This is a genomic window from Amycolatopsis nalaikhensis (genome assembly GCF_030264295.1).
GTDB lineage: Bacteria > Actinomycetota > Actinomycetes > Mycobacteriales > Pseudonocardiaceae > Amycolatopsis > Amycolatopsis nalaikhensis.
In genome coordinates this window covers 4,335,198-4,361,746 of the sequence record NZ_CP127173.1, presented here as the reverse complement: position 1 = coordinate 4,361,746, position 26,549 = coordinate 4,335,198, and the positions used below count along the sequence as shown (strand labels likewise).

27 protein-coding genes and 2 pseudogenes are annotated in these 26,549 nt (G+C 71.6%); 9 read left to right on the top strand and 20 right to left on the bottom strand.

The window, feature by feature from the left end:
- Window positions 1–8 precede the first annotated feature (8 nt).
- The 5 genes and pseudogenes from QP939_RS21615 to QP939_RS21595 form a co-directional block, all read right to left on the bottom strand.
- A complete protein-coding gene (locus QP939_RS21615; protein ID WP_285458615.1) occupies window positions 9–1,178 on the bottom strand; it encodes a lytic transglycosylase domain-containing protein in 1,170 nt (389 codons plus the stop codon).
- 145 nt (window positions 1,179–1,323) lie between these two features.
- Window positions 1,324–1,833, bottom strand: coding sequence for a DUF501 domain-containing protein (locus tag QP939_RS21610; protein ID WP_285458614.1), 510 nt, complete (start codon window positions 1,831–1,833; stop codon window positions 1,324–1,326).
- Between the two features lie 95 nt (window positions 1,834–1,928).
- Entirely contained in the window at window positions 1,929–2,474 is a 546-nt protein-coding gene (locus tag QP939_RS21605; RefSeq protein WP_285458613.1) for an FtsB family cell division protein, read from the bottom strand.
- A 7-nt stretch (window positions 2,475–2,481) separates the two neighbouring features.
- Window positions 2,482–3,768, bottom strand: a complete 1,287-nt coding sequence (eno, locus tag QP939_RS21600; RefSeq protein ID WP_285458612.1) for a phosphopyruvate hydratase — start codon at window positions 3,766–3,768, stop codon at window positions 2,482–2,484.
- 60 nt (window positions 3,769–3,828) lie between these two features.
- Window positions 3,829–4,291 (bottom strand): annotated as a pseudogene (locus QP939_RS21595) (VOC family protein).
- A 72-nt stretch (window positions 4,292–4,363) separates the two neighbouring features.
- On the opposite strand from QP939_RS21595, the gene QP939_RS21590 reads away from it, so the two are divergent.
- Complete coding sequence (locus tag QP939_RS21590; RefSeq protein WP_285458611.1) at window positions 4,364–4,768, top strand: tetratricopeptide repeat protein; 405 nt, start codon at window positions 4,364–4,366, stop codon at window positions 4,766–4,768.
- A 687-nt stretch (window positions 4,769–5,455) separates the two neighbouring features.
- Here QP939_RS21590 and QP939_RS21585 read toward each other — a convergent pair.
- On the bottom strand, window positions 5,456–6,199 hold the full coding sequence (locus tag QP939_RS21585) for a lysozyme family protein (RefSeq protein ID WP_285459812.1): 744 nt from the start codon (window positions 6,197–6,199) through the stop codon (window positions 5,456–5,458).
- 370 nt (window positions 6,200–6,569) lie between these two features.
- On the opposite strand from QP939_RS21585, the gene efeU reads away from it, so the two are divergent.
- The 3 genes from efeU to efeB are packed head-to-tail and all read left to right on the top strand — an operon-like array spanning window position 6,570 to window position 9,813.
- A complete protein-coding gene (efeU, locus tag QP939_RS21580; RefSeq protein WP_285458610.1) occupies window positions 6,570–7,415 on the top strand; it encodes an iron uptake transporter permease EfeU in 846 nt (281 codons plus the stop codon).
- Window positions 7,412–8,557 (top strand): iron uptake system protein EfeO, encoded by a 1,146-nt coding sequence (gene efeO / locus QP939_RS21575; RefSeq protein ID WP_285458609.1) that lies wholly within the window; start codon window positions 7,412–7,414, stop codon window positions 8,555–8,557. The genes efeU and efeO overlap by 4 nt, the downstream gene beginning before the upstream one ends.
- Window positions 8,554–9,813, top strand: a complete 1,260-nt coding sequence (efeB, locus tag QP939_RS21570; protein WP_285458608.1) for an iron uptake transporter deferrochelatase/peroxidase subunit — start codon at window positions 8,554–8,556, stop codon at window positions 9,811–9,813. The genes efeO and efeB overlap by 4 nt, the downstream gene beginning before the upstream one ends.
- Here efeB and QP939_RS21565 read toward each other — a convergent pair.
- Complete coding sequence (locus QP939_RS21565) at window positions 9,806–10,018, bottom strand: KTSC domain-containing protein (RefSeq protein WP_285458606.1); 213 nt, start codon at window positions 10,016–10,018, stop codon at window positions 9,806–9,808. The genes efeB and QP939_RS21565 overlap by 8 nt on opposite strands.
- A 73-nt stretch (window positions 10,019–10,091) precedes the next feature.
- Here QP939_RS21565 and QP939_RS21560 point away from each other — a divergent pair, with 73 nt between their 5' ends.
- Genes QP939_RS21560 through QP939_RS21550 form a run of 3 tightly spaced genes read left to right on the top strand, consistent with a single transcriptional unit; the run spans window position 10,092 to window position 12,163 of the window.
- Window positions 10,092–10,661: a TetR/AcrR family transcriptional regulator gene (locus tag QP939_RS21560; protein ID WP_285459811.1), complete on the top strand. Its 570-nt coding sequence runs from the start codon at window positions 10,092–10,094 to the stop codon at window positions 10,659–10,661.
- On the top strand, window positions 10,658–11,734 hold the full coding sequence (locus QP939_RS21555) for an SGNH/GDSL hydrolase family protein (protein ID WP_285458605.1): 1,077 nt from the start codon (window positions 10,658–10,660) through the stop codon (window positions 11,732–11,734). The genes QP939_RS21560 and QP939_RS21555 overlap by 4 nt, the downstream gene beginning before the upstream one ends.
- An 18-nt stretch (window positions 11,735–11,752) precedes the next feature.
- A complete protein-coding gene (locus QP939_RS21550) occupies window positions 11,753–12,163 on the top strand; it encodes a PPOX class F420-dependent oxidoreductase (RefSeq protein WP_285458604.1) in 411 nt (136 codons plus the stop codon).
- Between the two features lie 37 nt (window positions 12,164–12,200).
- Here QP939_RS21550 and QP939_RS21545 read toward each other — a convergent pair whose 3' ends face one another.
- The 7 genes and pseudogenes from QP939_RS21545 to QP939_RS21515 all read right to left on the bottom strand — a co-directional run bounded on the left by QP939_RS21545 (window position 12,201) and on the right by QP939_RS21515 (window position 18,337).
- Window positions 12,201–12,764 (bottom strand): hypothetical protein, encoded by a 564-nt coding sequence (locus QP939_RS21545; protein ID WP_285458603.1) that lies wholly within the window; start codon window positions 12,762–12,764, stop codon window positions 12,201–12,203.
- On the bottom strand, window positions 12,761–14,119 hold the full coding sequence (locus QP939_RS21540; RefSeq protein WP_285458602.1) for a hypothetical protein: 1,359 nt from the start codon (window positions 14,117–14,119) through the stop codon (window positions 12,761–12,763). Before QP939_RS21540 ends, QP939_RS21545 begins: the two co-directional genes overlap by 4 nt.
- Window positions 14,119–14,922 (bottom strand): ABC transporter ATP-binding protein, encoded by an 804-nt coding sequence (locus tag QP939_RS21535; protein ID WP_285458601.1) that lies wholly within the window; start codon window positions 14,920–14,922, stop codon window positions 14,119–14,121. The genes QP939_RS21540 and QP939_RS21535 overlap by 1 nt, the downstream gene beginning before the upstream one ends.
- Window positions 14,923–14,933: 11 nt before the next feature.
- Window positions 14,934–15,743: a zf-HC2 domain-containing protein gene (locus QP939_RS21530; protein WP_285458599.1), complete on the bottom strand. Its 810-nt coding sequence runs from the start codon at window positions 15,741–15,743 to the stop codon at window positions 14,934–14,936.
- Window positions 15,740–16,298: pseudogene (locus tag QP939_RS21525) on the bottom strand (RNA polymerase sigma factor). The gene QP939_RS21530 and the pseudogene QP939_RS21525 overlap by 4 nt, the downstream one beginning before the upstream one ends.
- 60 nt (window positions 16,299–16,358) lie before the next feature.
- Window positions 16,359–17,285 (bottom strand): nucleoside triphosphate pyrophosphohydrolase, encoded by a 927-nt coding sequence (locus QP939_RS21520; protein ID WP_285458598.1) that lies wholly within the window; start codon window positions 17,283–17,285, stop codon window positions 16,359–16,361.
- Window positions 17,282–18,337 carry a SurA N-terminal domain-containing protein gene (locus QP939_RS21515; RefSeq protein ID WP_285458596.1) on the bottom strand — a complete coding sequence of 352 codons (1,056 nt, stop codon included), beginning with the start codon at window positions 18,335–18,337 and terminating at the stop codon, window positions 17,282–17,284. Before QP939_RS21515 ends, QP939_RS21520 begins: the two co-directional genes overlap by 4 nt.
- Window positions 18,338–18,422: 85 nt before the next feature.
- Here QP939_RS21515 and QP939_RS21510 point away from each other — a divergent pair, with 85 nt between their 5' ends.
- The gene (locus QP939_RS21510; RefSeq protein WP_285458595.1) at window positions 18,423–18,830 is read left to right on the top strand and encodes a hypothetical protein; all 408 of its coding nucleotides are present in this window, start codon (window positions 18,423–18,425) and stop codon (window positions 18,828–18,830) included.
- Here the strand turns inward: QP939_RS21510 and QP939_RS21505 are convergent.
- The 4 genes from QP939_RS21505 to QP939_RS21490 form a co-directional block, all read right to left on the bottom strand.
- Window positions 18,814–18,975, bottom strand: coding sequence for a DUF397 domain-containing protein (locus tag QP939_RS21505; protein ID WP_285458593.1), 162 nt, complete (start codon window positions 18,973–18,975; stop codon window positions 18,814–18,816). The two genes, QP939_RS21510 and QP939_RS21505, sit on opposite strands and share 17 nt — an antisense overlap.
- Window positions 18,962–19,804, bottom strand: coding sequence for a helix-turn-helix domain-containing protein (locus QP939_RS21500; RefSeq protein ID WP_285458592.1), 843 nt, complete (start codon window positions 19,802–19,804; stop codon window positions 18,962–18,964). The genes QP939_RS21505 and QP939_RS21500 overlap by 14 nt, the downstream gene beginning before the upstream one ends.
- 99 nt (window positions 19,805–19,903) lie before the next feature.
- Entirely contained in the window at window positions 19,904–23,458 is a 3,555-nt protein-coding gene (gene mfd / locus QP939_RS21495) for a transcription-repair coupling factor (protein WP_285459810.1), read from the bottom strand.
- Window positions 23,459–23,626: 168 nt separating this feature from the next.
- Entirely contained in the window at window positions 23,627–24,544 is a 918-nt protein-coding gene (locus QP939_RS21490) for an LLM class flavin-dependent oxidoreductase (protein ID WP_285458591.1), read from the bottom strand.
- Window positions 24,545–24,618: 74 nt separating this feature from the next.
- On the opposite strand from QP939_RS21490, the gene QP939_RS21485 reads away from it, so the two are divergent.
- Entirely contained in the window at window positions 24,619–25,392 is a 774-nt protein-coding gene (locus QP939_RS21485; protein WP_285458590.1) for a helix-turn-helix transcriptional regulator, read from the top strand.
- Here the strand turns inward: QP939_RS21485 and QP939_RS21480 are convergent.
- Window positions 25,368–25,856 carry a DedA family protein gene (locus tag QP939_RS21480; RefSeq protein ID WP_285458589.1) on the bottom strand — a complete coding sequence of 163 codons (489 nt, stop codon included), beginning with the start codon at window positions 25,854–25,856 and terminating at the stop codon, window positions 25,368–25,370. The two genes, QP939_RS21485 and QP939_RS21480, sit on opposite strands and share 25 nt — an antisense overlap.
- Window positions 25,828–26,424 (bottom strand): class I SAM-dependent methyltransferase, encoded by a 597-nt coding sequence (locus QP939_RS21475; RefSeq protein WP_285458588.1) that lies wholly within the window; start codon window positions 26,422–26,424, stop codon window positions 25,828–25,830. Before QP939_RS21475 ends, QP939_RS21480 begins: the two co-directional genes overlap by 29 nt.
- Window positions 26,425–26,549: the final 125 nt, after the last annotated feature.

The window sequence follows — 26,549 nt, the reverse complement described above, 5'->3', positions numbered from 1 at the left end:
CGATCACCCTAACCGGCGGCCGACGTCTCCACGGTCGTGGTGGTGGTCGTGGTCGTCGTGGTGACCGAGGTGACCGTCGCTCCGCAAGTCGGCGTCGGGGGCGGGCTCGTCGGGTTGTCCGACGTCCCCGGCGCGGTCGAGGTCGGCGACGGCTCGGTCGTCACGCTCGTCTCGGTCGTCGTGGTGACCGTCGTGGTCGGCGACGCGCACGGCGCCTTCGTCGTCATGGGCGGCGACGTCGTGGTGCCCGGTGTGGTGGACGGCGGCGCCGAAACCGTCGTCGACGGGACCGGCGGTGGCGGGATCGCCGGGGGTGGCGGGGCCGCGGCCGCGTTCGGGGCGCCGACCGGGACCGTGCTGTCCGGCACCTGCATGATCCCGTTCCGGTACGCCTCGGCCCACAGGATCACGGTGTTCACGTACGTGTCGGAGTTGTTGTACCGGTAGATCGCGCCGCGCAGCTGGTCCGGGTTCGCCAGGTCGAACCCGCCGGAGCAGAGGTAGCGGCCGGTGGCCAGCGCCGCGTCGAAGATGTTGTTGGGGTCGGACCTGCCGTCGCCGTTGCCGTCGGAGGCGTAGCCCTTCCACGTCGCCGGGATGAACTGGGTCGGGCCGACCGCGCGGTCCCAGACCGGGTCCGTGTCGAGCACGCCCTGGTCGGTGTCCGGGATCGCGGCGAACCCGCCCTGGCCGTTGAGCTGCGGGCCGAGGATCGGCTCGCGGGTGGTGCCCGCCGCGTCGACGTAGCCGCCGCGCGCGTGGTTGGACTCGATGCGGCCGATGCTGGCGATCAGTGCCCAGTCGATGTGGCACGCGGGCAGCTCGCGGCCGAGGATGTCGGCGGCGTTCTTGTACGCGGCGAGCGCGGTGGCCGGGATGCCGAGGGGACCGTCGGGGAGCTCGTACGCCGGGAGCGGCAGCGGGGTGGGCGCGCCGGGGAGGGTGCCGTCGACGGCGATCTGCTGGAGGGCCGCGTGGCCGGGGTCGTACCCCTGGGCGAGCGCGGCGTCGCGGGTGTGCTCACCGCTGCCGCCGAGCCAGCCGAGCGTGCCGCCGCCGGCGACCAGCGCCGGGACCACCGCGAAGATGCCGGTGATCAGCGGGTACGCGGTGCGGTGGCGGAGCCCGAATCTTCGGGCGTGGCTTCCGGCCGCGTCGAGCAGCCGCCGCACGCGCATGACTCGAAGCCCTCCTGGCTGGATCGGTCAACCTCCGCCGTCGGGTCACAGCCTGCCGTACCCGCGGCGTGGTTTCACCCCTTCGATAGTCCCGAATGGGGTTTTCGCTCACCCAGACCAGTTATCTGTTCACGGCGCGCGAGTGTTACGCGGCGCAGTCGCCCGCGGGCCACCCGTTCGCCTTAAGCCACGCGAGGGTCTCGTCACCGAACGGGTTGACCCCGGGACCGACCGCGAGCGTGTGCGCGAGGTGGACGTGCAGGCACTTGACGCGCCCGGGCATGCCGCCCGCGGTGACCTGGTGGCCGAGCGGCTCGATCGCGTCGCGCTCGGCGAGGTACTGCTCGTGGCACCGCTGGTACTGCGCCGCCAGCTCCGGATCGGTGCCCAGCCGGTCGGTCATCTCCTTCATGATCCCGGACGCCTCGAGCGTGCCGACCAGGGAGGTGAGCTTCGGGCAGGTCAAGTAGTAGAGCGTCGGGAACGGCGTGCCGTTCTCCAGCCGCGGACTGGTCTGCACCACGGACGGGTGCCCGCTCGGGCACCGGGCGGCGACGGCCCGCAGCGCCCGCGGCGGCCGTCCGAGCTGCTCCGCGATGACCTCGCGATCGGCGTCGGTGACGGGCTCGAACCGGTGCTGCTGCGTGCTGTTCACGCGCTCCAGGTTAATGCGTGGGCTGAAGGGGACGTTCGTCGCATCTGATGAGACGAAAGCGCCCTTCAGCGCGCGAGATGCACTGAAAGTCCCCTTCAGCCGCCCGAGACCTGGTTCCACAGGTTCTCGTACCAGGAGCCGCCCGCCACCTGCTGCTGTCCTTGCTGCGGGGCCGCGTCCGGCGCCTTGTCCTCCGGCAGCTGGACGATGTACGGCGTCTCGCCCGGCTTGACGTACCGCAGCCGCCGCCGGGCTTCGGCCTCGATCTGCGCGGGGTCGCTCAGCTCCGCCTTGCGGCCCTGGAGCTGGGCGACCTCCTGCTGCAGCTGGGCTTGCTGCGCCTGCTGTTCGCGGACCTCGGTCCGCTGGGAGAGGTACGTGCGCAGGGGCACGGCGATGGTGAACGCCAGCGCGCACACCACGATCGCCACCACCGCCGCGCGGCGGGTGGTGGACATGCCGAGCACCTTCGCCGCGCCGGACGCGCGCTTCGCCGCCAAGCCCCGGCGCAGCCGGTCCCTGGTGGTCTCCGCGTCGCCGGTGCGGCGCCGCGCCGCCTCGGGACGCCGGGCCCGCGCGGACCCGCCGGTCCGGGAAGCCCCGGCCCGGCGGTTGCGCGTCGTCCTCCCCCGGTCCGCCATGGCAGGCTCAGCCCTCGGCGCTGAACCGCGGGAAGGCCAGCTCGCCGGCGTACCGGGCGGCGTCACCGAGGGTCTCCTCGATGCGCAGCAGCTGGTTGTACTTGGCGATCCGCTCGCCGCGGGCCGGGGCACCGGTCTTGATCTGGCCGACGCCGGTGGCGACCGCCAGGTCCGCGATGAACGTGTCCTCGGTCTCGCCGGAGCGGTGGCTCATCATCGACTTGTAGCCGAACGACGTCGCCAGCGAGATCGCGTCGAGCGTCTCCGACAGCGTGCCGATCTGGTTGACTTTCACCAGCAGCGCGTTGGCGGCGCGGCGGGTGATGCCCTCCTCGAGGCGGTCCGGGTTGGTGACGAACAGGTCGTCGCCGACGATCTGGACCTTGTCGCCGACCTCGGCGGTCAGGGTGACCCAGCCGTCCCAGTCGTCCTCGCTCAGCGGGTCCTCGATGGACACCAGCGGGTAGTTCGCGAGCAGCTCGCCGTAGTAGGCGGACATCTGCTCGGCGCTCTTCTTCGCGCCTTCGAAGGTGTACGCGCCGTCGCCGAAGAACTCGGTCGCGGCGACGTCGAGCGCCAGCGCGACGTCGCGGCCCGGGGTGTAGCCGGCCTTCTCGATGGCCTGGACGATCAGGTCGAGGGCCTCGCGGTTGTTGCCGAGGTTCGGCGCGAAGCCGCCCTCGTCGCCGAGGCCGGTGGCCAGGCCGCGGCCCTTCAGCACCGACTTCAGCGAGTGGTAGACCTCGGTGCCCCAGCGCAGGGCCTCGCGGAAGGTCTCCGCGCCGATCGGCGCGATCATGAACTCCTGGATGTCGACGTTGCTGTCGGCGTGCGAACCGCCGTTGAGGATGTTCAGCATCGGCACCGGCAGCACGTGCGCGTTCGGCCCGCCGAGGTAGCGGAACAGCTCCAGCTCGGACGACTCGGCGGCGGCCTTCGCGACGGCCAGCGAGACACCGAGGATGGCGTTCGCGCCGAGGCGGGACTTCGCGGGCGTGCCGTCGAGGTCGACCAGCTTCTGGTCGACGATCCGCTGGTCGACGGCTTCGATGCCGACCATCTCCGGACCGATCTCGTCGAGCACCGCGGCGACCGCGCGCTCGACGCCCTTGCCGTTGTAGCGGCCGGTGTCGCCGTCGCGGAGCTCGACCGCTTCGTGTTCGCCGGTGGACGCGCCCGACGGGACCGCGGCGCGCGCCAGCGTGCCGTCGTCGAGGGCGACCTCCACCTCGACCGTCGGGTTGCCGCGCGAGTCCAGAATCTCGCGCGCGCCTACCTGCTCGATGAGAGCCACGCCATGCTCCTCGGTGCGTCGTGCCTGCGGTGACGCGCCCAGCCTAGCCGTCGCCGCAGTTCACCCGTTGGAGGACTCACCGCCCGCGCGGACCGCCTGCCAGCCGGGCGGCAGCTCGACGGTCTCGGAAGTCTGCTGCCAGAAGGTCCAGCTGTTGCCCCCGAGATCGGCGACGGTGAAGACCCGGGCGCCGTAGGGCTGGTCCTGCGGCGGATCGAGCTTCGGCCTCGTCCCCCAGCGCGGCGGCGATGCTTTCGTAGGCATCGTCGACGTCGTCGACGTAGAGGATGTTGAGCTGCCCGACGGGACCGTCGACGCCCTTGGCCTGCCAGTAGTCCGGCCCGACGCCGGCGATCTGGATCCGCGCGTCACCCGCGCGCAGCGTCGCCTGGAACACCTCGCCGGCGCCGTCGCAGAACCGGACCTCCTCGGTGAACCCGAAGACCCTGGTCAGCCAGGCGAGCGCCTCGGTGGCATCGGCGTAGTAAAGGTAGGGCGCCAGGCCCCGGTACGGGCTGCTCATGGCGGCACAGTCCATCACGTCCCGATCGGCGGCGTGTGCAACCCCCTCTCCCGAGGTAACGTGGGAGTGACCATGACGGATGCCGCAGCTGCTTCGCAGCCTCCCGAAGAGTCGGGGTTCCATGCCTTCCGTCAGGCCGAAGACCTGGTCGGCCGCCGCCGTCCGCTGGACGCGTTGAAGGCGTTGCAGCCACTGCTGGAATCGGAAGCGGACAAGCCATCGGTGCACCTGCTGGCCGGCCGCGCGTACTTCCACTCCGCACAGTTGCGACGAGCCGAAGCGGCGTTCACCCGGGTGCTCGAACTGGACCCGACGGACCACTACGCACGGTTCATCCTGGGCCGCACGTTGCAGCGCCTCGGCCGGTTCGTGGAGGCACTGGCCCAGATGCGGATGGCGTCGGCGATGAACCCGGTGCCGGAGTACCTCGAGGCGATCAGCGAGGTCAAGGCGCACATCGCACTCCGCGAGCCGTGACGTCCAGGGCCGAACGGCCTCGGTGGTATTGGCCTTTCGGCCGATCTGTGCGGGCCCCTCGGCCGATCCGCCGGACCCCTTACGCGGGCGAAGCTGGTTCCAGACCTGATCAGGGAGGAACTGAGATGTCGATCTTCACCACGCTGGGTGCCTATGCCGGGGTTCTGCTTCTCGTGCTGATGGCCGTTACGCCGTTCTTCGCCGACCGGGAGCTGTGACGCCGCCGGGCAGCCGCCCGGAGACAGCCACGGGGACGCGGGGACGCCCCGCCCTTCCCTTGGGGGGCCGGTCCCGCTTCCAGCGTATCGGCCGCCACCGACAAAACCGCCGAGCGCGGGCGATCCCGGCGGAGTTCTCCACAATCCGGAGGGGCTGTGGACAAGCGCCGGGTTCACGACCGGCGGGACCCGCTCAGCTCGCCGAGGCGGGGACCGGGACCGGGTGCGTCAGCCAGCAGCGACGAGGACGCGACCACCCGGCGGCGAAGGTCGCGAATGACTCATTCGCGACCTCAGATGTCCCCAATGACCCATTCGCGACACCACTAGCGGCTCACCACCCAGCCCAATCAGAACGCGACACCCGGCCCCCGCTGAGACCCGCGGACTTCACGACCCGGACCCGGCCGAACAGCCGCGCGGGCCCGCAAAGGTCGCCAATGACCCATTCGCGACACCACAAAGCGCGTCAGGGCGCGACACTGGCCTCCGCATAGGCGTCCGCGGCGCTGAACACATCCTGCCCATACGCCACCCCGGGGTTGTAGAACAAGATCGCCCGCCACCACCCGGCAGGCGTGCCCAGATCATCCCCGCCCGAGCACAAATACCGAGCCGCGGTAAAAGCCGCGTCGTCGATGTTCTGCGGGTCCGGTGCGCCGCCGTCGCCGTTGGCTCGCTCCTGGTACTTCGTCCACGTCGACGGCAGGAACTGCATCGGGCCGATCGCGTGGTCCCACGCCTTGTCGCCGTCGAGCTTTCCCGCGTCCGTGTCGTGGACCGCCGGGACTCCCGGGGAACCGTCCAGCGGGGGCCCGACCACCGGCTTCGCCACCCGGCCGTTCGCCGCGATCGCCGACAGGTCGAACTCGCCCCTCTCCGTCTCCACCCGGCCGATGCCCGCCAGCGTCGCCCACGACAAGTGGCACGTCGGCTTCTGGCGCTGCATCCACATCTCCGCGCGGCCGTACGCCGCCAGCACGCGGGGCGGCACGTGCGTCTTGTCCGCGACGCGCGTCGCCCACGCGTCCAGTTCCACCTGGTCCGACACCTGCGGGCGGTCGACCGGGGCCGCCAGCCCCGCTCGCGGGGACTCCGCTCCCGGCTGCGGGCGCTGCTCCGGGATCGCCAGCGCCGGCTGGACCGGCGGGGCTACCGGCGCGTCCGGGTTCCGGATGCCGATCGTCAGCACGAGGACGACACCCGTGACCACCAGCCCCAGCGCGAGCGCCACCCGGCCGAGGTACCTCCGGGGTGGGCCGCCAGGGGGCGACGACGGGGGCGTGACGGTCGGCTGAGCGGTATCGGCCACCCGATCAGGTTACGGAGGCACTCAAGGGGGTCCCCTGACAGCCTGACCAGGCAAGCGCAGGGTAAAAACCATGCCACTGCCAGGGACATCACAGTTTTCGTTATCGAGTCGACGCGTAGCCCGCTGACCTGCGGTTATCCTAACCTAACTTGGCGAAAGACGTCCCTTTTGCCCGATTTGATCGTTTCGAGCCGTCGGCCGCCCTCTGGACTTACAGGTGAGCCTTACCTAAAACCATCTCGGACCCGGAATAAATTCAGGAGGCGGACCGGTGTTGTTCTCGAGCGCGCTGATCGGGCTGCGCGAAGGCCTGGAAGCCGCGCTGGTCGTCAGCATCCTGGTGGCCTTCCTCGTCAAGACCGACCGGCGGCACGCCCTGCGCTGGGTCTGGCCCGGCGTCGGCGCCGCGGTGCTGCTGTCGGTCGCCGTCGGCGCCGTCCTCACCTTCACGACCGCGCAGCTGTCCTTCGAGCACCAGGAGCTGCTCGGCGGCAGCCTGTCGATCGTCGCCGTCGTGTTCGTCACCGCGATGATCTTCTGGATGCGCAAGGCGGCCAAGAGCATCGCCGCCGAGCTGCGCGGGAAGATGGACGACGCGCTGGACGTCGGCCCGGCGGCCGTGCTGCTGCTGTCGTTCCTGGCGGTCGGGCGCGAAGGGCTCGAGACCGCCGTGTTCTTCTACTCGACCGTGCAGGCGGCGCAATCGGACACCGTGCAGCCGCTGATCGGGTTCACCGTCGGCATCGCCGCCGCCGTCGTGCTGGCCTGGCTGCTCTACAAGGGCGCCGTCCGGTTCAACCTGTCGAAGTTCTTCACGATCACCGGCGTGCTGCTGGTGTTCGTCGCCGCGGGCGTGCTCGGCTACGGCCTGCACGACCTGCAGGAAGCCGCCTTCCTGCCCGGCCTGACCACGCTGGCCTTCGACGCCTCGGCGACGCTCCCCGAGACGTCCTGGTACGGCGCCCTGCTCAAGGGCATCTTCAACTACTCGCAGCAGACGACCGTGCTGCAGGCCGTCGCCTGGGTCGCCTACGTCGCCATCGTGCTGCCCCTGTTCCTGAAGCCCAGCAAGAAGACCGCGCCGGCGCCCGCCGCCGCGGCCGCCTCGAAGGAGTGACCGTGCGCAAGACCCCCTCGCTGGCCGTGCTGGCCGGCGCCGCCATGCTGGTGACGCTGACCGCGTGCGACAGCAAGAGCGACACCGCGGGCGCCCCCGCCGACGGCGGCCCGATCAAGGTCGAGGCGTCCGACACGGCCTGCAACGTTTCCGCCACCACGGCGAACGCGGGCAACGTGACCTTCGAGATCACCAACAAGGGCACCAAGGTCACCGAGTTCTACCTCTACGCCGAGGGCGACCGGATCATGGGCGAGGTCGAGAACATCGCGCCCGGGCTGAACCGGCGGCTGATCGTCGAGGTCGCCAACGCGGGCAAGTACCAGACCGCGTGCAAGCCGGGCATGGCCGGCGACGGCATCCGCGGCGACTTCACCGTCACCGGCGGCGTCGCGAAGCAGAACGACACCAACGCCCAGAAGGCCGAGGCGACCAAGAGCTACGCGAGCTACGTCGCCAACAACACCGCGGCCCTGCAGGACGAGACGGTGAAGTTCGCCGACCTCGTCAAGGCGGGCAAGGTCGACGAGGCGAAGGCCGCGTACGCGCGCACCCGCGTCTACTACGAGCGCATCGAGCCGGTGGCCGAGAAGTTCGGCGACCTCGACCCGGCGATCGACGTCCGCGAGGCCGACCTCGAGCCGGGCCAGCAGTTCACCGGGTTCCACCGGCTGGAGAAGGACCTGTTCAAGACCGGCCTGCAGGCCGACAGCGCGCAGATCGCCGACAAGCTGGTGACCGACGTCAAGGACCTGGTCGCCAAGTCCAAGACGCTCGAACTGTCCGCTTTGGACCTCGCGAACGGCGCGAAGGGCCTGCTCGACGAGGTCGCCACCGGCAAGATCACCGGCGAGGAGGAGACCTTCTCGCACACCGACCTCTGGGACTTCCAGGCCAACCTCGACGGCTCGAAGGGCGCGATCACCTCGCTGCGCCCGATCCTGCAGGCGAAGGACGCCGCACTCGTGTCCACTTTGGACAATGAGTTCGCGAACGTGCAGGGGCTGCTGGACAAGCAGCGCGCCGGTGACGGCTTCAAGCTGTACACCGAGCTGTCCCAGGACCAGGTCAAGGAGTTCGCTTCGGCCGTCGACGCGCTGAGCGAGCCGCTGAGCAAGGTTGCGGAGGTCGTCTCCCAGTGACGTCGACAGAGGGCACGCGCGTCTCGCGGCGGAAGCTCTTCGGCCTGGCGGGCGCGGGGGTCGCGCTCGCCGGGGCCGGGGCCGCCGCCGGGGTCGGGATCGACAAGGCGACCAGCGGCAGCGCCGAAGCGTCGGTGAACACCGTCGACTTCCACGGCGAGCACCAGGCCGGGATCGTCACGCCGACGCAGGCGAACCTGCACTTCGCGGCCCTCGACGTCACCACCAAGGACCGCGAGAAGCTGCGGCAGCTGCTCAAGACGTGGACCGACGCCGCTCGCCGGATGACGGCCGGGCAGGAGGGCGTGGCCGGCGGCGCCGTCGACGGCGGCCAGTACGCCCCGCCCGGCGACACCGGCGAGGCGCTCGACCTGCCCGCGTCGCAGCTGACGCTGACGATCGGCTTCGGGCCGTCGCTGTTCGACGGCCGGTTCGGCCTGGCGGGCAAGCGGCCGCCGCAGCTGATCGACCTGCCGCTGTTCCCGAAGGACAAGCTCGACCCGGCCCGCAGCGGCGGCGACCTGTGCATCCAGGCGTGCGCGAACGACCCGCAGGTGGCGGTGCACGCGGTCCGCAACCTGGTGCGGCTCGGCTTCGGCGTCACCGAGGTCCGCTGGTCGCAGCTGGGCTTCGGCCGCAGCTCGTCGACCTCGCGCGACCAGCAGACGCCGCGGAACCTGTTCGGCTTCAAGGACGGCACGAACAACATCAAGGCCGAGGACACGGACCTGCTGCGCGACCAGGTGTGGGCGCAGGCCGGCGACGGCCAGGCGTGGATGGCGGGCGGCACCTACCTGGTGGCGCGCCGGATCCGGATGCACATCGAGACGTGGGACCGCGAATCGCTGGACGGCCAGCAGCAGATCATCGGCCGCACGAAGGGCGTCGGGGCGGCGCTGGGCCAGAAAGCCGAGTTCGACGAGCTCGACCTGGAGGTCGGCGGCGCGGACGGCGAGCCCTTGATCGCCAAGGACGCGCACGTCCGGCTGGCCTCGCACCAGGCCCTCAACGGCGCCCGGATCCTGCGCCGCGGCTACAACTTCGTCGACGGGTCCGACGGCGTCGGCCACCTCGAGGCGGGGCTGTTCTTCCTGGCGTTCAACCGCGACACCCGCAAGCAGTACGTGCCGATGCAGCAGGCGCTGTCGTCGAAGGACGCGATGATGGAGTACGTCCAGCACACCGGCTCGGCGCACTTCGCGGTCCCGCCGGGCGTGACGAAGGACTCGAGCTGGGCGGACGCGCTGTTCAGCTGACCTGCTCGGCCGGGTAGTGGTCGCGGATCCGGGTGTTGAAGAACCGGCCGTGGCTCGAAGACGCCATGAGCTCGCGGTGCACGGACGGCGCCACCATGCGGTACCGGTAGACGCTGCCCGAGGCGAACTCGATCTCCAGGACGTGCTGGTCCCGGTCGTAGCCGATGGACGCGATGGTCGAGGAGCTGACGGCTTGTCGGCGCATACCACCCATCTTCGCATTTGCCTAAACCCTTTAGGTCGATCTAGAGTGGCTTTAGGCAAAGGAGGATGTGGTGATGGCACGCGCCGGGTTGACGACCGAGCGGGTGGTCCGCGCGGGCGCGGACCTCGCCGACGAGGTCGGGTTCGAGCAGGCGACGGTCTCGGAGCTGGCGCGGCGGTTCGATGTCAAGGTCGCCAGCCTGTATTCGCACGTCAAGAACTCCCAGGACCTGCGGACGAAGATCGCCCTGCTGGCCCTCGACGAGCTCGCCGACCGGGCCGCCGCCGCGCTCGCGGGACGCGCCGGACGGAACGCGCTCGTCGCGTTCGCCGACGTCTACCGCGACTACGCCCGCGAGCACCCGGGCCGGTACGCCGCCGCGCGCCTGCGGCTCGACCCGGAGACGGCGGCCGCGAGCGGCGGTGTCCGGCACTCGGAGATGATGCGCGCGATCCTGCGTGGCTACGACGTCCCGGAGGCGGACCACACGCACGCCGTCCGGCTGCTGGGCAGCGTCTTCCACGGGTTCGTCAGCCTCGAAGGCCACGGCGGGTTCGACCACAGCTCGCCGCCGTCGGCGGAGAGCTGGGTCCGCATCCTCGACGTCCTCGACTCCCTTCTCGACGATTGGCCCCGACCGTGATCACCACCCCGTTGACCGCCGAACTGATCCGCGGCGCCCTCGAACTCGAAGCCACCGACCGCGGCCTGGTGCCGCACCGGCTGCCCGCCGCCGCCCGGGCACAGAATTCCGACCCGCGGCTGACGATGGCCGAAGCCCAGCCGTCGGGCGTCCGCCTGCAGTTCCGCACGACGGCTCGGTCGATCGAACTCGAGACGCTGGCCACGAAGGTCGAGTACCCGGGCGCGCCACCGCGGCCGGACGGCGTCTACGACCTGGTCGTGGACGGCAAGCTCGCCGCACAGGCGACCGCGCCCCAGGGCGTGCGGTTCGCGGACCTGCCCGGGCACGACAAGGACGTCGAGATCTGGTTGCCGCACAACGAGCTGACGACGTTGGTCGCGTTGCGGACGGACGCCCCGGTGTCGCCCGCTTCCCGCGCGGATCGCGTGTGGCTGCACCACGGGAGTTCGATCAGCCAGGGTTCGAACGCGGCGAGCCCGTCGACGACGTGGACCGCGCTGGCCGCGCGTTCGGCCGGGGTCGAACTGATCAACCTGGGGTTCAGCGGCAACGCGCTGCTGGACCCGTTCACCGCCCGCGCGATGCGGGACACGCCCGCCGACTTCGTGAGCGTGAAGCTCGGCATCAACGTCGTGAACGCGGACCTGATGCGCCTGCGTGCGTTCGGCCCGGCGGTGCACGGGTTCCTGGACACGATCCGCGACGGTCATCCGACGACGCCGTTGCTCGTGGTGTCGCCGCTGTACTGCCCGATCCACGAGCGGACGCCCGGCCCCGGCGACTTCGACCACGAGGCCCTGGCGCGCGGCGAGGTGCGGTTCCGCGCCACCGGCGACCCGGCCGAGGTCGAGGCGGGGAAGCTGACGCTGGAGGTCGTCCGTGCCGAGCTGGCACGCATCGTGGCCGAGCGCGCGGACCCGCGGCTGCACTACCTCGATGGCCGCGCGCTGTACGGCGAGGCGGACTTCGCCGAGCTGCCGTTGCCGGACCAGCTGCACCCGGACGGGGCGGCACACGAGCGGATCGCGTCGCGCTTCGCGGAGCTGGTGCTTGACTTCAAGCTCCCTTGAAGTTGAACACTTCGGGGCATGTTCACCGAAGCAGAGCTCGCGTACTTGGCCGACCAGCCGCTGGGGCGGCTGGCGACCCGGCAGCCCAACGGAACCCTGCAGGTCAACCCGGTCGGGTTCCGGTACAACCCGGACGAGAAGACCATCGACGTCACCGGGCACAACCTGCGCGACAGCAAGAAGTTCCGCAACCTGGCGACGGACGACCACGTCGCCTTCGTCGTCGACGACCTGCCCTCGACGAACCCGTGGCGGGTGCGCTGCCTGGAGATCCGCGGCCGCGCGGAGGCGCTGACCGGGGTGAACCTCCCGGACAACCACTTCGACGACGCCGTGATCCGGATCCGGCCCGAGCGGATCCTCGCCTTCGGCGTCGAGGACTGGGACCGGGAGCCGCTCGAGCTGGAGACGAACATCCGCACCGTGTGACGCCGGTGGGGCGCCGGACCATCGGCGCCCCACCGGGCTACCGGCGCCCACCCGCCACCGTGTACGCCGCCGTCCCCGTCACCGCCAGGACCACCGACGTCCACGCCGCCGCGGACGTCGCCGCCGGTTGCACCATCCACGCCACGATGTGGCTCGTCGTCGTGCCGTCGTCCGGGACGAACGGCGTGATGGCCGCCCACACCAGCGGGAGCGTCCAGCCGAACTGGCCGCCCGCGACCGTCGCCGCCAGGCCGGTCAACCCGAGCAGGCCCGCCGCGTCGCGCAGGATGATCGACATGTCGACAGTCGTCGCCCCCAGCTGCTGGACCGCCAGGACCGCGCCCGCGGCCGCCACGCCGATCAGGGCCAGGTGCGCGAACCGGCGGACCGGCCACGGCAGCGCCGCGGTGCGGTCGAGGTCCGGGTCCTGGCCGCTGAGCGCGATCGCCGCCAGGGCCGTCGCCGCCGTCAGCGTCAGCATGACCGGCGTCGGCGACCACGAGTCGCGCGCCAAGAACCACACGCCCGCCGTGGCCAGCAGCAGGCCCGCGAACGCCGCCGGGACCTGCCGGGAACGCGCGTAGAGCGTCGCCCACCTCATTCCAGCGCCCCCGGCACCAGCGTCTCGAGCGGGTCGCCCTGGCAAGTCAGCAGTACCTGCCGCAGCGCCACGACCCGCGCGAACTGAACCTCCGGCGGCAGCGCGCGGAACTTCGCCCACGCTCGCTCGACCGGTTCGGAGTTCCGGCCGTACCAGGTCCGGGTGTACTCGGGCAGCGACCGCAGCTCACCGGTGAAGTAGGCCGCCGCGATCATCCGGCCGCCCAGGTCGCTCAGGCTGGCCGCGCTCGGCCGTTCGCACGACGGCAGCCCGGCCCCGGACAGCACCGCCTGCCGCAGGTCCCGCGCGTCCGCTGTGAGCAGGGGGGTGTGGCGCTGGAAGTCCAGGTAGACGACACCGGGATCGCGGGCGGGCGGGACGCTGAAGGTGTTCGGCGCCAGCTGTTCTTCGATCCGCGTCGGCGCCCCCGGCAGCTTCGCCAGCAAGGCCAGCGCTTCCCGGCCGGGCCCGGCCAACGCGGCCAGCCTGTCCTCGTGCGCCCGGCTGACGCAGATCGGCCCGTCGCAGACCTTCTCCGCGGCAACCGGGTCGAGGGCCAGGAGCCCGTCCGCCGAAGCCGGGAACACCGGCAACGCGATCGCGGCCCCGGCCACCAGCGGCAGCAGCCCGAGCAGCCGGGCCCGCACGGAGTCGGCCGCCAGCACGAGGAATCCGGTCACGGCCAGCCCGGCGAACCACACCACCTGCCCGAGGTCCACGGAAGCCGCCGTCGTCACCAACGAGCCTTCCGGCTGGCCGATGGGCGGCGCCAGCAACGCGAACCGGCTGTACGGCATCTCCAGCACGGCCGCTTCGAGCGACGTCCAGGCCAGGATCGACACCGCCAGCGCCAGCACGGCCACCGCGGGCGCGGTCAGCGGGTGCGGCAGCAGCCGCCCGGCCGCCAGGCCCGCCCAGCTGCCCGCCACGATGGCGAGCAGGCCGACGAAGACGACCGGCACGAAGCTCGCGGACACGAACCCGCCGTGCCCGAGCACCTCCACCAAGCCGACGCCGAACACCAGCAGGAACCCGAGCGCGCTCAGCAGGCCCACCGCGCCGGCCAGCCGGATCGCCCGCTGCCGTCCCGGCCGCGACGTCGTGGCCAGCAGCTCGACCATGCCGGAACGGCTGTCGCGCATGCCCTGGATCGCGCCGGCGCCGACGACGATCGGCCACAGGAACTCCAGCAGGAACCGCAGCCACAGCGCGGTCGTCGTCGTGTTCGCCGTCCACGGCGCCGGCACCTTCCACCACGGCCCGGACAGGAGGAACAGGAAGCCGAGCGCCACCACGACCAGCGCCAGCCCGGCCCAGGGCGCGATCGAGCGCCGCAGTTCGATGCGGAAGATCATCACCACGCCCCCTTGCCCGGCTCGTGGTTCAGCAGCGCCGAGTAGCCGCGCTCGATCGGGCTGTCCCCCACGTGCTCCGGGGTGCCCGCCGCGGCCAGCTCGTCCGGCGTCCCCTGGAACACCAGCTTGCCCTCGGCGAACAGGACGACGTCCGTGCACGCCGTCCCGACGTCCTCCACCAGGTGCGTCGAGATCAGCACGCACGAGTCCTGGCCGAGCTCCTGCACCAGCTCGCGGAACCGCACCCGCTGGGCCGGGTCGAGCCCGGCCGTCGGCTCGTCGAGCAGCAGGATGTCGGGGTCGTTGACGATCGCCTGCGCGATCCCGACCCGCCGGACCATGCCGCCCGACAGCGTCTTCATCCGGGAGTCCGCGCGGTCGGCGAGCCCCACCCGCTCGATCGCGCGCTGCACCGCACCGGGGATGTCCGGTTTGGACACTTCCTTGAGCCACGCCATGTACTCGACGAACTCCCGGACGGTGAACCGCTTGTAGAACCCGAAGTTCTGCGGCAGGTACCCGATCCGGCGGCGCAGGGCGCGCTGCCCGGTGGCCACCCCGGCCGCGGTCCCGAGCAGCGTCAAGCTCCCCGAAGCGGGGCGGAGCACCGTGGCCAGCGCCCTGATCAGCGTCGTCTTGCCCGCGCCGTTGGGCCCGAGCAGGCCGTGCACCCCCTTGCCGAGCGACAGGTCCACCCCGTCCACGGCCAGCTTCCTGCGGCCGACCCGCACCTTCAGCCCTTCGGCCTGGATTTCCCAGGCGTAGGCCGTAGGCGCGACCTCGGCGGCTTCGACAGCACGCATGGTCTTCCTCCCTAGTTTCGCGCGCCGAGCCGGGTGAACGCGCCCTTGTGCAGGGCGACGACCACCGTCGTCAACGCGAAGATCCCCGCCCACACCGGCAGCGCGCCGGTGGTGAGCGCAAACGTCGGCTGGTGGGCCGCCAGTGTGGGCAGCACCAGCCCCGCGACCCACACCGCGACCAGCGCGTACGCCGCCCGGGCGACGCCGATCAGGCCGCCCAGCGCGAGCGTCCCCGTGGTGAAGGCCAGGCTGGGCAGCAGCCAGAGCGCGAGGGCCGTGCCGGTCAGCCAGCCGGCGATCCCGAGCACCGGCAGGACGACGAGGAGCACGGCCAGCGTCCGCCGCGCGATCAGGTACAGCCCGGCCCGCGGCGTCGCGACGACGACCTCGTACGCCGGATCCAGCCCCCGCGCCCACGACGCGGCGACGCCGAGCACCGGCAGCATCGGCGCGAAGAGCTGCACCGCCGTCACGTCCAGCACCGAGCCCGCGATCTGGTCGAACACCAGCGCGAGCAGCGTGACCAGCACGATCATCCCCAGCCACGGCAGCATCACCGGGGTGGCCCAGGTGGCCCACCACGGCAGCTTGCGCCGCGCTCGCACCGGCACCGGGTGGGCCGGGCCGGACGGCAGCCGGATGTCGATCTGGAGGCGGTTCCACACGACGTCGACCACCGGCTGGACGGACGCCACCTCCGCGAGCCGCGCCCGGCACGGCGCGCACGTCTCGAGGTGGGCTTCGAGGCCCCACAGCCGGTCGCCCGGGAGGTCGTCGCCCGCCGCGTACTCGGCGATGAGCCGATCCGACGCATGGTTCATGACAACGCCTCCCGCATCGCGATCCGCGCCCGGCGGGCGCGGGTCTTGACGGTTCCTTCCGGCAGTCCCAGCAGCACGGCTGTCTCGCGGACGGTCAGCCCGTCGAGCACCATCGCCTGCAGCACCTGCCGCAGCTCCGGGGCGAGGTCGCGCAGCGCGTCGCCGACGTCGTCCCCCATCGTCGCGGCCAGCGCGACGTCTTCCGCCGCCGGCACCGGCGCGACGTCGAGCGCCACCTCCGCCGGTACTTCGGCGTGGTGCGCCCGGCGGCGGAACGCGTCGACCAGCCGCCGCGCGGCGATCGTCCACACCCACCCGACGGCCGTGCCGCCGGTCGCGGTGCCCGCGAACGAGCCCGCCGCGCGCCAGACCGCGAGGTACGTCTCCTGCATGACTTCGGCGACGACCTGCTCGTCGGCGCACCGGCGGCGCAGGCGCACGGCCAGCCACGGCGACGTGCGGCGGTAGAGCCTCCTCGAACGCCGCGCGGTCGCCCTTGGCCGTGCGCCGGACGAGGTGTTCCTCGTCGGCGTCCTCCAGTGGCTTCTGTCTCACACCAGGCAAGACGCCGGAAGATCGGAAACGGTTCTCACCCGATTGTGTGCTGGATCACATTCAGCGGGACGGCCAGAACTTCCGCCAGCCGTCGGCCTCCAGCGTCGTCGGCTGCAGCCCGGCGTCGCGCGCGGCCTGCTCGGCGGCCCGGACGTCCTTCGCGAACTGCTTCGCCAGCGTCCGCAGCTCGCCCTCGGGGTCGACGCCCGCGCGCCGGGCCGTGGCCGCGATGCGGAACAGCTGGGCGGCGGCGCCGGAGCCCGCCGGGAAGAGGTCGAGCGGGATGCCCGCGCGCCCGGAGCGCTGCCCGAGCTTGCCCGCCAGCGCCACCGCGGGCTGGCCGAGCGCGACGCCGTCCACAATGGACAAGCGGCGCTTTTCCTGCTGCTTCAGCTCTTCCCACTTCACGTTCTGGTGCTCGACGGTGTGCACGGCGTCGGCGTCGGCGAACACGTGCGGGTGCCGCCCGACCAGCTTCGCGACGAGCGCGGTGGCGACGTCGTCGATGCCGAAGGGTTCCTCGGGGTCCTCGGCGGCGATGCGCGCGTGGAAGAGGACCTGCAGCAGGACGTCGCCGAGCTCCTCGCGCAGCGCCTCCCGGTCGCCTTCCTCGATGGCGTCGAGCAGCTCGTAGGTCTCTTCGACGAGGTACTGGCGCAGCGAGTCGTGCGTCTGGGCCGCGTCCCACGGGCAGCCGCCCGGCGAGCGGAGGCGGTCCATCACGTCGGCGGCCTCGACCAGGGGCGGCACCGGCGTGTCGATGACCTCCGCGCCGGTCGCGATGAGCAGCGCCGCCGCGGGCTCGTCGCGTGACCCGGCGAGCAGCACGACGTCCACCAGCGAAGGCGCCTCGGTGACGGCCGGGACGCCGAAGACGGCCGGGTCGACGTCAGTCGCCGCGTACACCGCGTCGGAGTCGCGAAGGACCTTCAGGGCCGCGGCGGGCAGGGTCGCCCCGCGGACGACTACGACGACGCCCGTGCTCACTGCTGCCGCGGGGCGGAACCCCCGGAGGGCAGCACGAGGCCCTCGGCGGCGTCCTGGTTCGGCACGACGTTCATGCCCACGAAATCCCACACGCCGTACCGCTTGTTGACGCGCACGCCGAGCTCGTCGAACAGCGGCTGCAGCTGCCGCATGCCGATGGCGGTCTTGGTGGCGGCGTCGAGCGACGGCGTCCGCTCGGTGGCCACCGGCTTGCCGTCGGCACGCTGCCGGACCACGCCGACGAACCAGGTGCCCTCGCGGTTCGGGTACGGGAAGACGGTCACGGAGCCGACCGGCGAGCCGTACAGCGGCGTGGCGGCGAGCATGCCGGCCTGCGCCGCGGGCAGGACCTCACCGAGGCCGGTGAGCGGCGGGATGGAGTCGACGTTCTGGCCGGCCTGGGCAGCCTGCTGGCGCAGCGCCGCCTCGAACTGGACGTCGGTGGTGATGCGCTTGGTCGCGGCCGCCGGGTCGGCGGCGAACTGGCGGGCGAGGTCCTCGGCCGCCTTCTTGGCGGCGGGGCCCTGGGGCGCGTCGCTGCCGTCGGAGTTCGGCATCGAGCCGATCGACGTGTAGTCGAACGTGACCGACAGGTCCGGGGAGCCCTTCTCGGCCAGCATCTGCGCGAGGTTGTTGTCGGTCAGCTCCTCGCGGTGGTCACGCGTGCGGGTGACGACCTCGCTGACGGCCCGGGTCTCGTCGCTCGCGTCGGCGGGGACCTGGCCGTTGAGGGGGTCCTTCGCCAGCTGGGCGTCGATCTCGCCGTAGTTGGGCGTGATGCCGGCCTTGTCGGCGGCCTTGGTGAGCAGCTCGTGCAGGACGAGCTGGCTGACGACGGCCCGGCCGATCAGGTCGAGCTTGTGCTCACGGGCGAGCTTCTGCGCATACGGGTGCTCGCGGACGGCCTTGTCGATCAGCGTCTGCACCTGGTCGATGGAGACAGTGCGGTCCCCGACGATCGCGGCGGCGCCGACCTGACTGGGACCAGAGCCGCACCCGGCGAGCAGAAGTGCACCGGCAACGACCGCGACCAGCGCGCGAGGGCGCCCCATGATCCGCATCACAGCGCATACCCTCTCACACCATCGGTGCCGGATCGCAACACCCATCGGGTGTCACCGGTCGTAGTGTCGGGTCATGGACCACTGGCTGACGATCGAGGTGTTCGACGGCGAGCTCTCGGCCTCGCGGTGGCGCCTGGCTTACGGTGACGCGCTCACCGAAGCGGCGTTGACGAACGGTGCCGAGCAGTGGAAGTGGCACGAGCACCGGTGGGGTGTGGTGCTGGAGATCGAGTTCGGGTCGGCGGAGCGGCGCGACGGGTTCCGGAGGTTGCCGGTCGTGACGGCGGCCCTGGACGCGGTCCCGGACCCGGTCCGCGGGTTGCTCGTGTACCCGGGACGCGGTGGGGGCGCGGGATCGAGGATGCCGCGGACGCCCCGGCCGCTGCCGATGGCCGGCGCGGGGGCGGTTCCGGTGCCGGTCGAAGAGGTGAAGATGGGTTTGGCCGAGCCTCGGCCGCCGATGTTCAGCGAAGTCGGCTGAGGAACTCGCGCCAAGGGCCGGCGGGGACGGCAATGGCGCCGCCCTCGCGGTCTTTCGTGTCCCGGACCAGGACTTGCGGACGACCGAGGGCGACCTCGACGCACTCGCCACCGTTGGTGCTGTAGCTGCTCTTACGCCAAGTCATCCCGTCGCGCTCCCGTCGAGTAGAGGTCGGCGATGCACCTCCTCGATTCTGCCCGATCGAGCGCGACCCGATCCAGACCCTCGAGCACGCGCCGGTAAGCCGCGACATCGGTCGGTTCCTCGAGGAACAGCGAGGAAACCTCGCTGTCGATGTAGACCACCGGCGTGAAGCTCGCCGACTCGATCAGCTGGAAATGCCCGGCCAGCGCGGGGTGCCCGCCGCTTCGCGCGGGCACCACCCGGATCGAAATGTGGCTCCGTTCGGCCAGCCGCACCAAGTGGGCCAGCTGGCCGCGCATGACATCGGGCGCTCCGCGCCCGATGGGCAGCCGGAGCACGAACTCGTGCAGAAAGAAGGCGAAGGCCACGCTGGGCCGCTTGTCGAGGATCACCTGCCGGGACATGCGGGCGAACACCAGCTCGTCGATGTGGTCCGGCTCGGTCGCGGTGCCGATTTCGGCGATCAGGCTCCGGGCGTAGTCGGCGGTCTGCAGCAGCCCCGGCACCAAACAGCCGTGGAACTGGGAGATCGCGGTGGCCCGTTCTTCGTGCCAGATCAACGTGCGCAGTTGCAGCGGCTTCTCGAGCAGGCCGGGCTTGCGCATTTCGTCACCCAACGCCATCAGCTCGCGGTATTCCGCTCCCCGGATCCCCAGCACGGTCAGGAACCTCGCCAGGTGCACCGGGTCCGGCCGGTGCAAGCCGCGCGTTACCGAGGAAACCCACTGCGCGCTCATCTCGAGCTTGCGGGACATCTCGCGGACACCCCAGTCCTGCTCCGCCATGCGCTGGAGCAGCCGTTCGCCGAGCTGTCTGCTGCGGATGTTCATGCCGCGAACGTAGGGCCACCGCCACGGCGAACCCAGGCGCCACAACGGGAGTTCCCCCGAAGTGGCGCCCGGTGTCCGCCGCGTTTTACACCGTGCCTTCTACACCGTGGCGGGCTTCTTCGTCAGCTGCGTCAGCAACTTCGTGCACCAGTCCAGCAGCTCTTCGTCCCGCAGCGTCGGCGCGCCGATGCGGCCGCCCGCCGGGCCCTCCGTGGGCTTCGGCACCGACACCGTGTTCGTCACCGCCTTGAACATCGCCTTCGGGTACAGCCGCTTCAACCGCACCATCTGCGAATCAGCCAGCGGCAACGGCGCGAAGCGGATCGTGTTGCCCTGGACCGCCACCTCCGTCACGCCCGCCTCGCGGCACGTGTGGCGGAACCGGGCCACCGCCAGCAGCCGGTTCACCGGTGCCGGGGGCTGGCCGTAGCGGTCGATCAGCTCTTCGCGGACCGCGTCCAGTCCTTCCGTGTCCGGGGCCGCCGCGATCTTGCGGTACGCCTCCAGCCGCAGCCTCTCCCCCGGCACGTAGTCGTGCGGGATGTGGGCGTCGATCGGGAGGTCGACGCGGACCTCCGCCAGCTCCTCTTCCTCCGTCGGCTCGGCTCCCGCGTGCCGCCGGAACGCGTCGACCGCCTCGCCCACCAACCGCACATACAGATCGAAGCCGACGCCCGCGATGTGCCCGGACTGCTCCGCTCCGAGAATGTTGCCCGCGCCGCGGATTTCCAGGTCCTTCATCGCGACCGCCATGCCCGCGCCCAGCTCGGTGTTCTGGGCGATCGTCGCCAGGCGGTCGTGCGCGGTCTCCGTCAGCGGGGCCTCCGGCGGGTACAGGAAGTACGCGTACCCGCGCTCACGCCCACGTCCGACGCGGCCGCGCAGCTGGTGCAGCTGAGCCAACCCCAGCAGGTCGCCGCGTTCGACCAGGAGCGTGTTCGCGTTCGAGATGTCCAGGCCGGTCTCGACGATCGTCGTGCAGACGAGGACGTCGTATTCGTTCTCCCAGAAGCCCTGGATGATCTTCTCGAGCTTCTCCTCGTTCATCTGGCCGTGCGCCGTCACGACCCGCGCCTCCGGCACCAGCTCGCGGATCCGCCGCGCCGCCTTCTCGATCGACGACACGCGGTTGTGGACGTAGAAGACCTGGCCGTCACGCAGCAGCTCGCGCCGGATGGCCGCGCCGACCTGCTTGTCGTCGTACGCGCCGACGTACGTCAGGATCGGGTGGCGGTCCTCCGGCGGGGTCAGGATCGTCGACATCTCGCGGATGCCCGCCAGCGACATCTCCAGCGTGCGCGGGATCGGCGTCGCCGACATCGTGAGCACGTCGACGTGCGTGCGCAGCGCCTTGATGTGCTCCTTGTGCTCGACGCCGAACCGCTGCTCCTCGTCGACGATCACGAGGCCGAGGTCCTTGTAGCGGATGCCCGTCTGCAGCAGCCGGTGCGTGCCGATGACGATGTCGACGTCGCCGCTCGCGAGCTGCTCGAGGATCGCGTCCGACTCCGCCTTGTTCGTGAACCGGCTGAGACCCTTGATCTTCACCGGGAACGAGCGCATCCGCTCGTGGAAGGTGTTCAGGTGCTGCTGGGCCAGCAGCGTCGTCGGGACGAGGACCGCGACCTGCTTGCCGTCCTGCACCGCCTTGAACGCCGCGCGGACGGCGATCTCCGTCTTGCCGTAACCGACGTCGCCGCAGATGACGCGGTCCATCGGGACGCCGCGCTCCATGTCCGCCTTGACCTCGTCGATGGCGGCGAGCTGGTCGTTGGTCTCGGTGAACGGGAACGCGTCTTCCAGCTCGTGCTGCCACGGCGTGTCCGGGCCGAACGCGTGGCCGGGCGCGGCCTGGCGTGCCGCGTACAGCTGGACCAGCTCGGCCGCGATCTCCTTGACCGCCTTCTTGGCCTTGGCCTTGGTGTTCTTCCAGTCGGAGCCGCCGAGCTTGTTGAGCGTGGGCAGCTCACCGCCGACGTAGCGGGAGACCTCGTCGAGCTGGTCGGTGGGGACGAACAGCCGGTCGCCCGGGTGGCCGCGCTTCGACGACGCGTACTCCAGCAGGAGGTACTCGCGCGTCGCGCCGGCGACCGTCCGCTGGACCATCTCGACGAACCGGCCGATGCCGTGCTGGTCGTGCACGACGTAGTCGCCCGCCTTCAACGCGAGCGGGTCGACCGCGTTGCGCCGCCGGGACGGCATCTTGGTGTTCAAGTCCTTTGTGGACGTTCCGGCGCCCGCGCCGCGACCGGTGAGGTCCGCCTCGCTCAGCACGACCAGGGCACGCTCCGGCGAGACGAAGCCGTCGGTGAGGCCGCCGCAGGTGACCGTGACCATGCCCGGGGCCGGTGCGTTCGCCAGGCCGTCGGGGGCCTGGGTGGCCGGGACGTCGGCGCCGGTGAGCTGCTCGACCGCGCGCGCCGCGGTGCCCTGACCGGCGACGACGAGCACCGCCGTGCCGCCCGCCGCCGTGTGCGCGCGCAGGTCCGTCATCGCACGCTCGAGCTCGCCGCGGTAGCCGGGCGCGGCCTCGACCGAGACGCGGTAGACGTCCGGGTCTTCGCTGGTCAGCTGGGTGAGCGTCCACCAGGCGCGCTTGGTGTCCTGCGCGTGGGAGGCGATCTCGTCGAGGCCGCGGTAGGCGGACGCGCCGAGGTCGATCGGGGCCTGGCCGCCCGCCGCGGCCGTCGTCCAGGACGCTTCGAGGAACTCCTGGCCGGTGCGGACGAGGTCGGCGGCGCGGGCGCGAATCTTCTCCGGGTCGGTGAGCAGGACGTGCGTGCCGACCGGCATCGCGTCGGTGAGCAGCTCCAGCTCGCCTTCGCAGAGCACCGGGATAAGGGCTTCCATGCCCTCGACGGGGATGCCGTCGGCGAGCTTGGTGAGCATCTCGGCCAGGTGGGCGTCGGCCTCGTAGGTCTTCGCCAGCTCCGCGGCCTTCTCCTTGACCGGCGCGGTGAGCAGCAGCTCCCGGCACGGCGGCGCCGTGACGCGCGGAATCTCGCCGGGGATCGACCGCTGGTCGGAGACGGCGAACGCGCGGATCTCGCTGACCTCGTCGCCCCAGAACTCGACGCGGACGGGGTGCTGCGCGGTCGGGCCGAAGAGGTCGAGGATGCCGCCGCGGACGGCGAACTCGCCGCGCTTCTCGACCATGTCGACGCGGGTGTAGGCCAGCTCGACGAGCCGTTCGAGGAGGCCTTCGAAGCTCTGCTCTTCGCCGACGACGAGGTCGACCGGGGCGAGCGACCCGAGCCCGGGCGCCATGGGCTGGATGAGGCTGCGGACGGTGGCGACGACCACGCGCAGGTCGTCGTCCCCGGTCTTGAGCCGGTGCAGCACCTCCAGGCGGCGCCCGACGGTGTCGGCGCGCGGCGAGAGGCGCTCGTGCGGCAGGGTCTCCCAGCTCGGGAAGTCGGCGACTCTCTGCTTGCCCAGCAGGGCGCTGAGCGACGCGGTCAGCTCGTCGGCCTCCCGGCCGGTGGCGGTGACAGCGAGGACGGGCTTGGCCGCGCCCGCATCGGCGGCGAGGGCGGCCGCGACGAGCTGCCGAGCGGCGATCGGGCCCTGCAGCTCGAGCAGCGGCGCGCCGGCGCGCTCGACCACGCCGCGCAGGGCCGGGTCGGGAAGGATGGCGGTGAGGAGTCCGGACAGTGGAGCGTCGGTCACGGTCCCAGCCTACGTGCCACCCCCGACAGGTTTCCGATCACCGCTGGTGGCGGCCCGAGCGCCCCAATGTGGCCTTCGGTGCGTGAGACGCAACGAAGGCGGCCTTGGGTGCGTCAGACGCAACCAAGGCCGCCTTGGGGTGTTGGCAACCCGTCAAGAGCGGAGCAGGTTCGCCACCTCGGCCAAGCGGGGTAGCTGCTCGTCGAAGACCTTCGGCTCCGTGCTCGCGATTCGCAGCAGGATGTGCTCCGCTCCTTCGTATCGGCGCAGCTGGGCCGCCACCTCCTCGGCCGAGCCCGTCACCTGCATCTGGATCCCCTGGACGAAGTCCGCGGGCATCCCGTAGTTGCGCTGGCAGTACTCCTCGAGCAGCTCTCGTCCGCGCACGGCGTCGTCCTCCACCAGGACCGTCGCGAACAACGCCGGGGTCACCGGACGCGACGCCGTCGCACGGATCTGAGCCAGACCCGACACGTAGTCCGCGGGGTCCGGCGGGTACGGCAGCCAGCCGTCGTACAACCGTCCGATTCGCGCGAGCGCACCCGGCGTGTAAGCCGCCAGCCACACCGGCGGCCCGCCCGGCTGGGAAGGCGCGAGGAAGGAAGGCAGCGAGTCGTAGTGCAGCACCGAACCGTGGAAGGAATCAGCGCCACTCCACGCCGCCCGCCACAGGCCCACGATGTCGTCCAGCCGCGCCCGGCGCCGCTCCCACGGCACGCCCACGAACGCGAACTCCGGCTCACTCCGCCCGGCGAACCCGGCCCCGACGGCCACCGTGAGACGCCCGCCGCTCAGCAGGTCGATCGACAGCAGCTGGTTCGCGGACAACACCGGGTCCCGCAACGCCGGGAGCAGCGCGGACGTCCCCAACGTCACCCGCGACGTCCGGGCCGCGAACGCCGAGAGGACCGCGAACGCGTCCAGTGGGGCGCGCGCGAGGGTGTCGCCCACCCAGACCGAGTCGAGGCCGAGCTCTTCGGCCGTGACGGCGACGTCGACCAGCTCGGGCGCGGTCCGCCCGGCGTCGAGGATGGGCTGGTAGGTCGGCACGACCAAGCCGTATTTCGTCATGCCCGCAGCCTCGCCGGAACCGGGAATGCCCTCAATTCCCCGGAGGGAATCGCCCGGCGGAGCAAGATGAACGGGTGGACTTCGGCACGGCGCTCAAGGACTGGCGCACCCGGCGGCGGCTCAGCCAGCTCGACCTGGCCCTGCGCGCGGGGACGACGCAGCGGCACGTCAGCTTCATGGAAAGCGGGCGCTCGGTGCCCGGCCGCGGCATGGTGCTGCGCGTCGCCGAGTCCCTCGAACTGCCGCTGCGCGAGCGCAACGGCCTGCTCCACGCCGCCGGGTACGCGCCGACCTACCCCGAAACGAAGCTCGACGACCCGGCGATCCGGCCGGTTCTCGACGGGCTGCGGCGGCTGCTCGACGGCCACCGGCCCTACCCCGCCATCGTCGTCGACCGCTACGGCGTGCTGGTCGCCGCGAACGACGCCTTCGGCCTGCTCACCGAAGGCGTCGCGGCCGACCTGCTGGCGGAACCCGTCGACACGCTGCGGCTCGCGCTGCACCCGCGCGGGATGGCGTCGCGCGTGCGCAACCTCGACGACTGGGCGCGGCACATCCTCGAGCGCATCCGCAACGACCTCGCCCGCACCCCGGACGACCGGCTCGCGCGGCAGCTCGCCGAGCTGGAGAGCTACCTCCCGCCGGAGCGGCCGCCGAGCCCCGACCACCTCGGGTTCGCGGTGCCGGTCCGACTGTCCACTTCGGTCGGTGAGCTGCGGCTGATCACGGCGATCACGACGTTCGCGACAGCCGCCGATGTGACCGTCTCCGAGCTGAAGCTGGAGACGTTCCTGCCCGCCGACGCCGAAACCGCCGAACGCCTTCAGACGGCCAACGCCGTCAAGTGACCCACCAGCAGCTCCGCGCTCGCCCACACCACCGCCGCCGCCACACTGCCCGCCGCGAACCGCCGGTACGGCATCGCCGCTGAACCCGCCACGCGCGGCACCAGCGTCCGCAGCCCGACCAGGCAGCGGCCCGCGACCACCGCCGGGACGCCGTAGCGCGCGACCACCGCCTCCGCGCGGTCCCAGCGGTCGCGGCCGACGCGGCGGGCCACGCGCGGCCCCCAGTAGCGCCCTTCGAGATAAGCCAGCTGGTCACCGAGGACGGCCGCGAGCACGGCCACCACCAACGCGAGTCCGAGGTGGAGCGTGCCGCGCTCGGCGAGGAAACCCATCAGCAGCAACGTCGACAACGTCGGCAGCACGATCCCCGGCAGCACCGCCGTCTCCGCCGTGATCACCAGCGCGCAGACCAGGTAGACGACCGCCGCCGGCGCGTCAAGCAGGGGCCGCAGCAGGCTGTCCACGCCGCGCCCTCCCCACCGCCACCGGCAGTGCCGCCCGGTAGACGAACGCGGGCGGCAGGTTCCCCCAGACCACCGGAGTCCGTTCCACGACCGCGAAACGGCTTCGCAGCGAAGCGGCGAAGCGACGCGCGGGTGGCGTCCAGGCCGCGTGGGCGTACGCGAACGTCGTGAACCGGCCGTTCGGGGCCAGCGCCGCGACGATCGCGTCGAGGATGCGCTGCTGCCGTCCCGCGGTCATGGCCGTCCACGGCAGACCGGAGACGACGACGTCGACGTCGTCCGGCGCGAGGTGCTCCGCCGAGCCGGTGACGACGTCCACCTGCGGAAACCGCGCGCGAAGCGAAACGGCGAAACGCGGGTTGATCTCGTACGCGGTCAGGCGCGCTTCGGGGCGTAGCAGCGCGAGGACGGCTTCGGTGAACACGCCCGTGCCCGGGCCGAGTTCGGCGACGCGGGCCGCGCGCTCCAGGCCGAGGCCCGCCGTCATCTCTTCGGCCAGCCGCGGCGAGCTCGGCGCGATCGCGCCCGTCAGCAGCGGGTGCCGGAAGAACTCCCTGGTGATCGACATGCCGCCGACGGTAGGAACGCCGCGGGTGGCCGCGAATCCGCCGGATCGACCGGTCTCGTCCTCCCGCGGGAGGACCCGATCGGTACCGCGGAAGGACGCCGCCGACCCGGCCGCCGCGTTACGTT

Coding starts and splice junctions, on each gene's coding strand:
- QP939_RS21615 (WP_285458615.1), bottom strand. CDS start 1,178: ATGCGCGTGCGGCGGCTGCTCGACGCGGCCGGAAGCCACGCCCGAAGA.
- QP939_RS21605 (WP_285458613.1), bottom strand. CDS start 2,474: ATGGCGGACCGGGGGAGGACGACGCGCAACCGCCGGGCCGGGGCTTCC.
- QP939_RS21590 (WP_285458611.1), top strand. CDS start 4,364: ATGACGGATGCCGCAGCTGCTTCGCAGCCTCCCGAAGAGTCGGGGTTC.
- QP939_RS21565 (WP_285458606.1), bottom strand. CDS start 10,018: ATGCGCCGACAAGCCGTCAGCTCCTCGACCATCGCGTCCATCGGCTAC.
- QP939_RS21560 (WP_285459811.1), top strand. CDS start 10,092: ATGGCACGCGCCGGGTTGACGACCGAGCGGGTGGTCCGCGCGGGCGCG.
- QP939_RS21550 (WP_285458604.1), top strand. CDS start 11,753: ATGTTCACCGAAGCAGAGCTCGCGTACTTGGCCGACCAGCCGCTGGGG.
- QP939_RS21545 (WP_285458603.1), bottom strand. CDS start 12,764: ATGAGGTGGGCGACGCTCTACGCGCGTTCCCGGCAGGTCCCGGCGGCG.
- QP939_RS21540 (WP_285458602.1), bottom strand. CDS start 14,119: ATGATCTTCCGCATCGAACTGCGGCGCTCGATCGCGCCCTGGGCCGGG.
- QP939_RS21535 (WP_285458601.1), bottom strand. CDS start 14,922: ATGCGTGCTGTCGAAGCCGCCGAGGTCGCGCCTACGGCCTACGCCTGG.
- QP939_RS21530 (WP_285458599.1), bottom strand. CDS start 15,743: ATGAACCATGCGTCGGATCGGCTCATCGCCGAGTACGCGGCGGGCGAC.
- QP939_RS21515 (WP_285458596.1), bottom strand. CDS start 18,337: ATGGGGCGCCCTCGCGCGCTGGTCGCGGTCGTTGCCGGTGCACTTCTG.
- QP939_RS21510 (WP_285458595.1), top strand. CDS start 18,423: ATGGACCACTGGCTGACGATCGAGGTGTTCGACGGCGAGCTCTCGGCC.
- QP939_RS21505 (WP_285458593.1), bottom strand. CDS start 18,975: ATGACTTGGCGTAAGAGCAGCTACAGCACCAACGGTGGCGAGTGCGTC.
- QP939_RS21500 (WP_285458592.1), bottom strand. CDS start 19,804: ATGAACATCCGCAGCAGACAGCTCGGCGAACGGCTGCTCCAGCGCATG.
- QP939_RS21490 (WP_285458591.1), bottom strand. CDS start 24,544: ATGACGAAATACGGCTTGGTCGTGCCGACCTACCAGCCCATCCTCGAC.
- QP939_RS21475 (WP_285458588.1), bottom strand. CDS start 26,424: ATGTCGATCACCAGGGAGTTCTTCCGGCACCCGCTGCTGACGGGCGCG.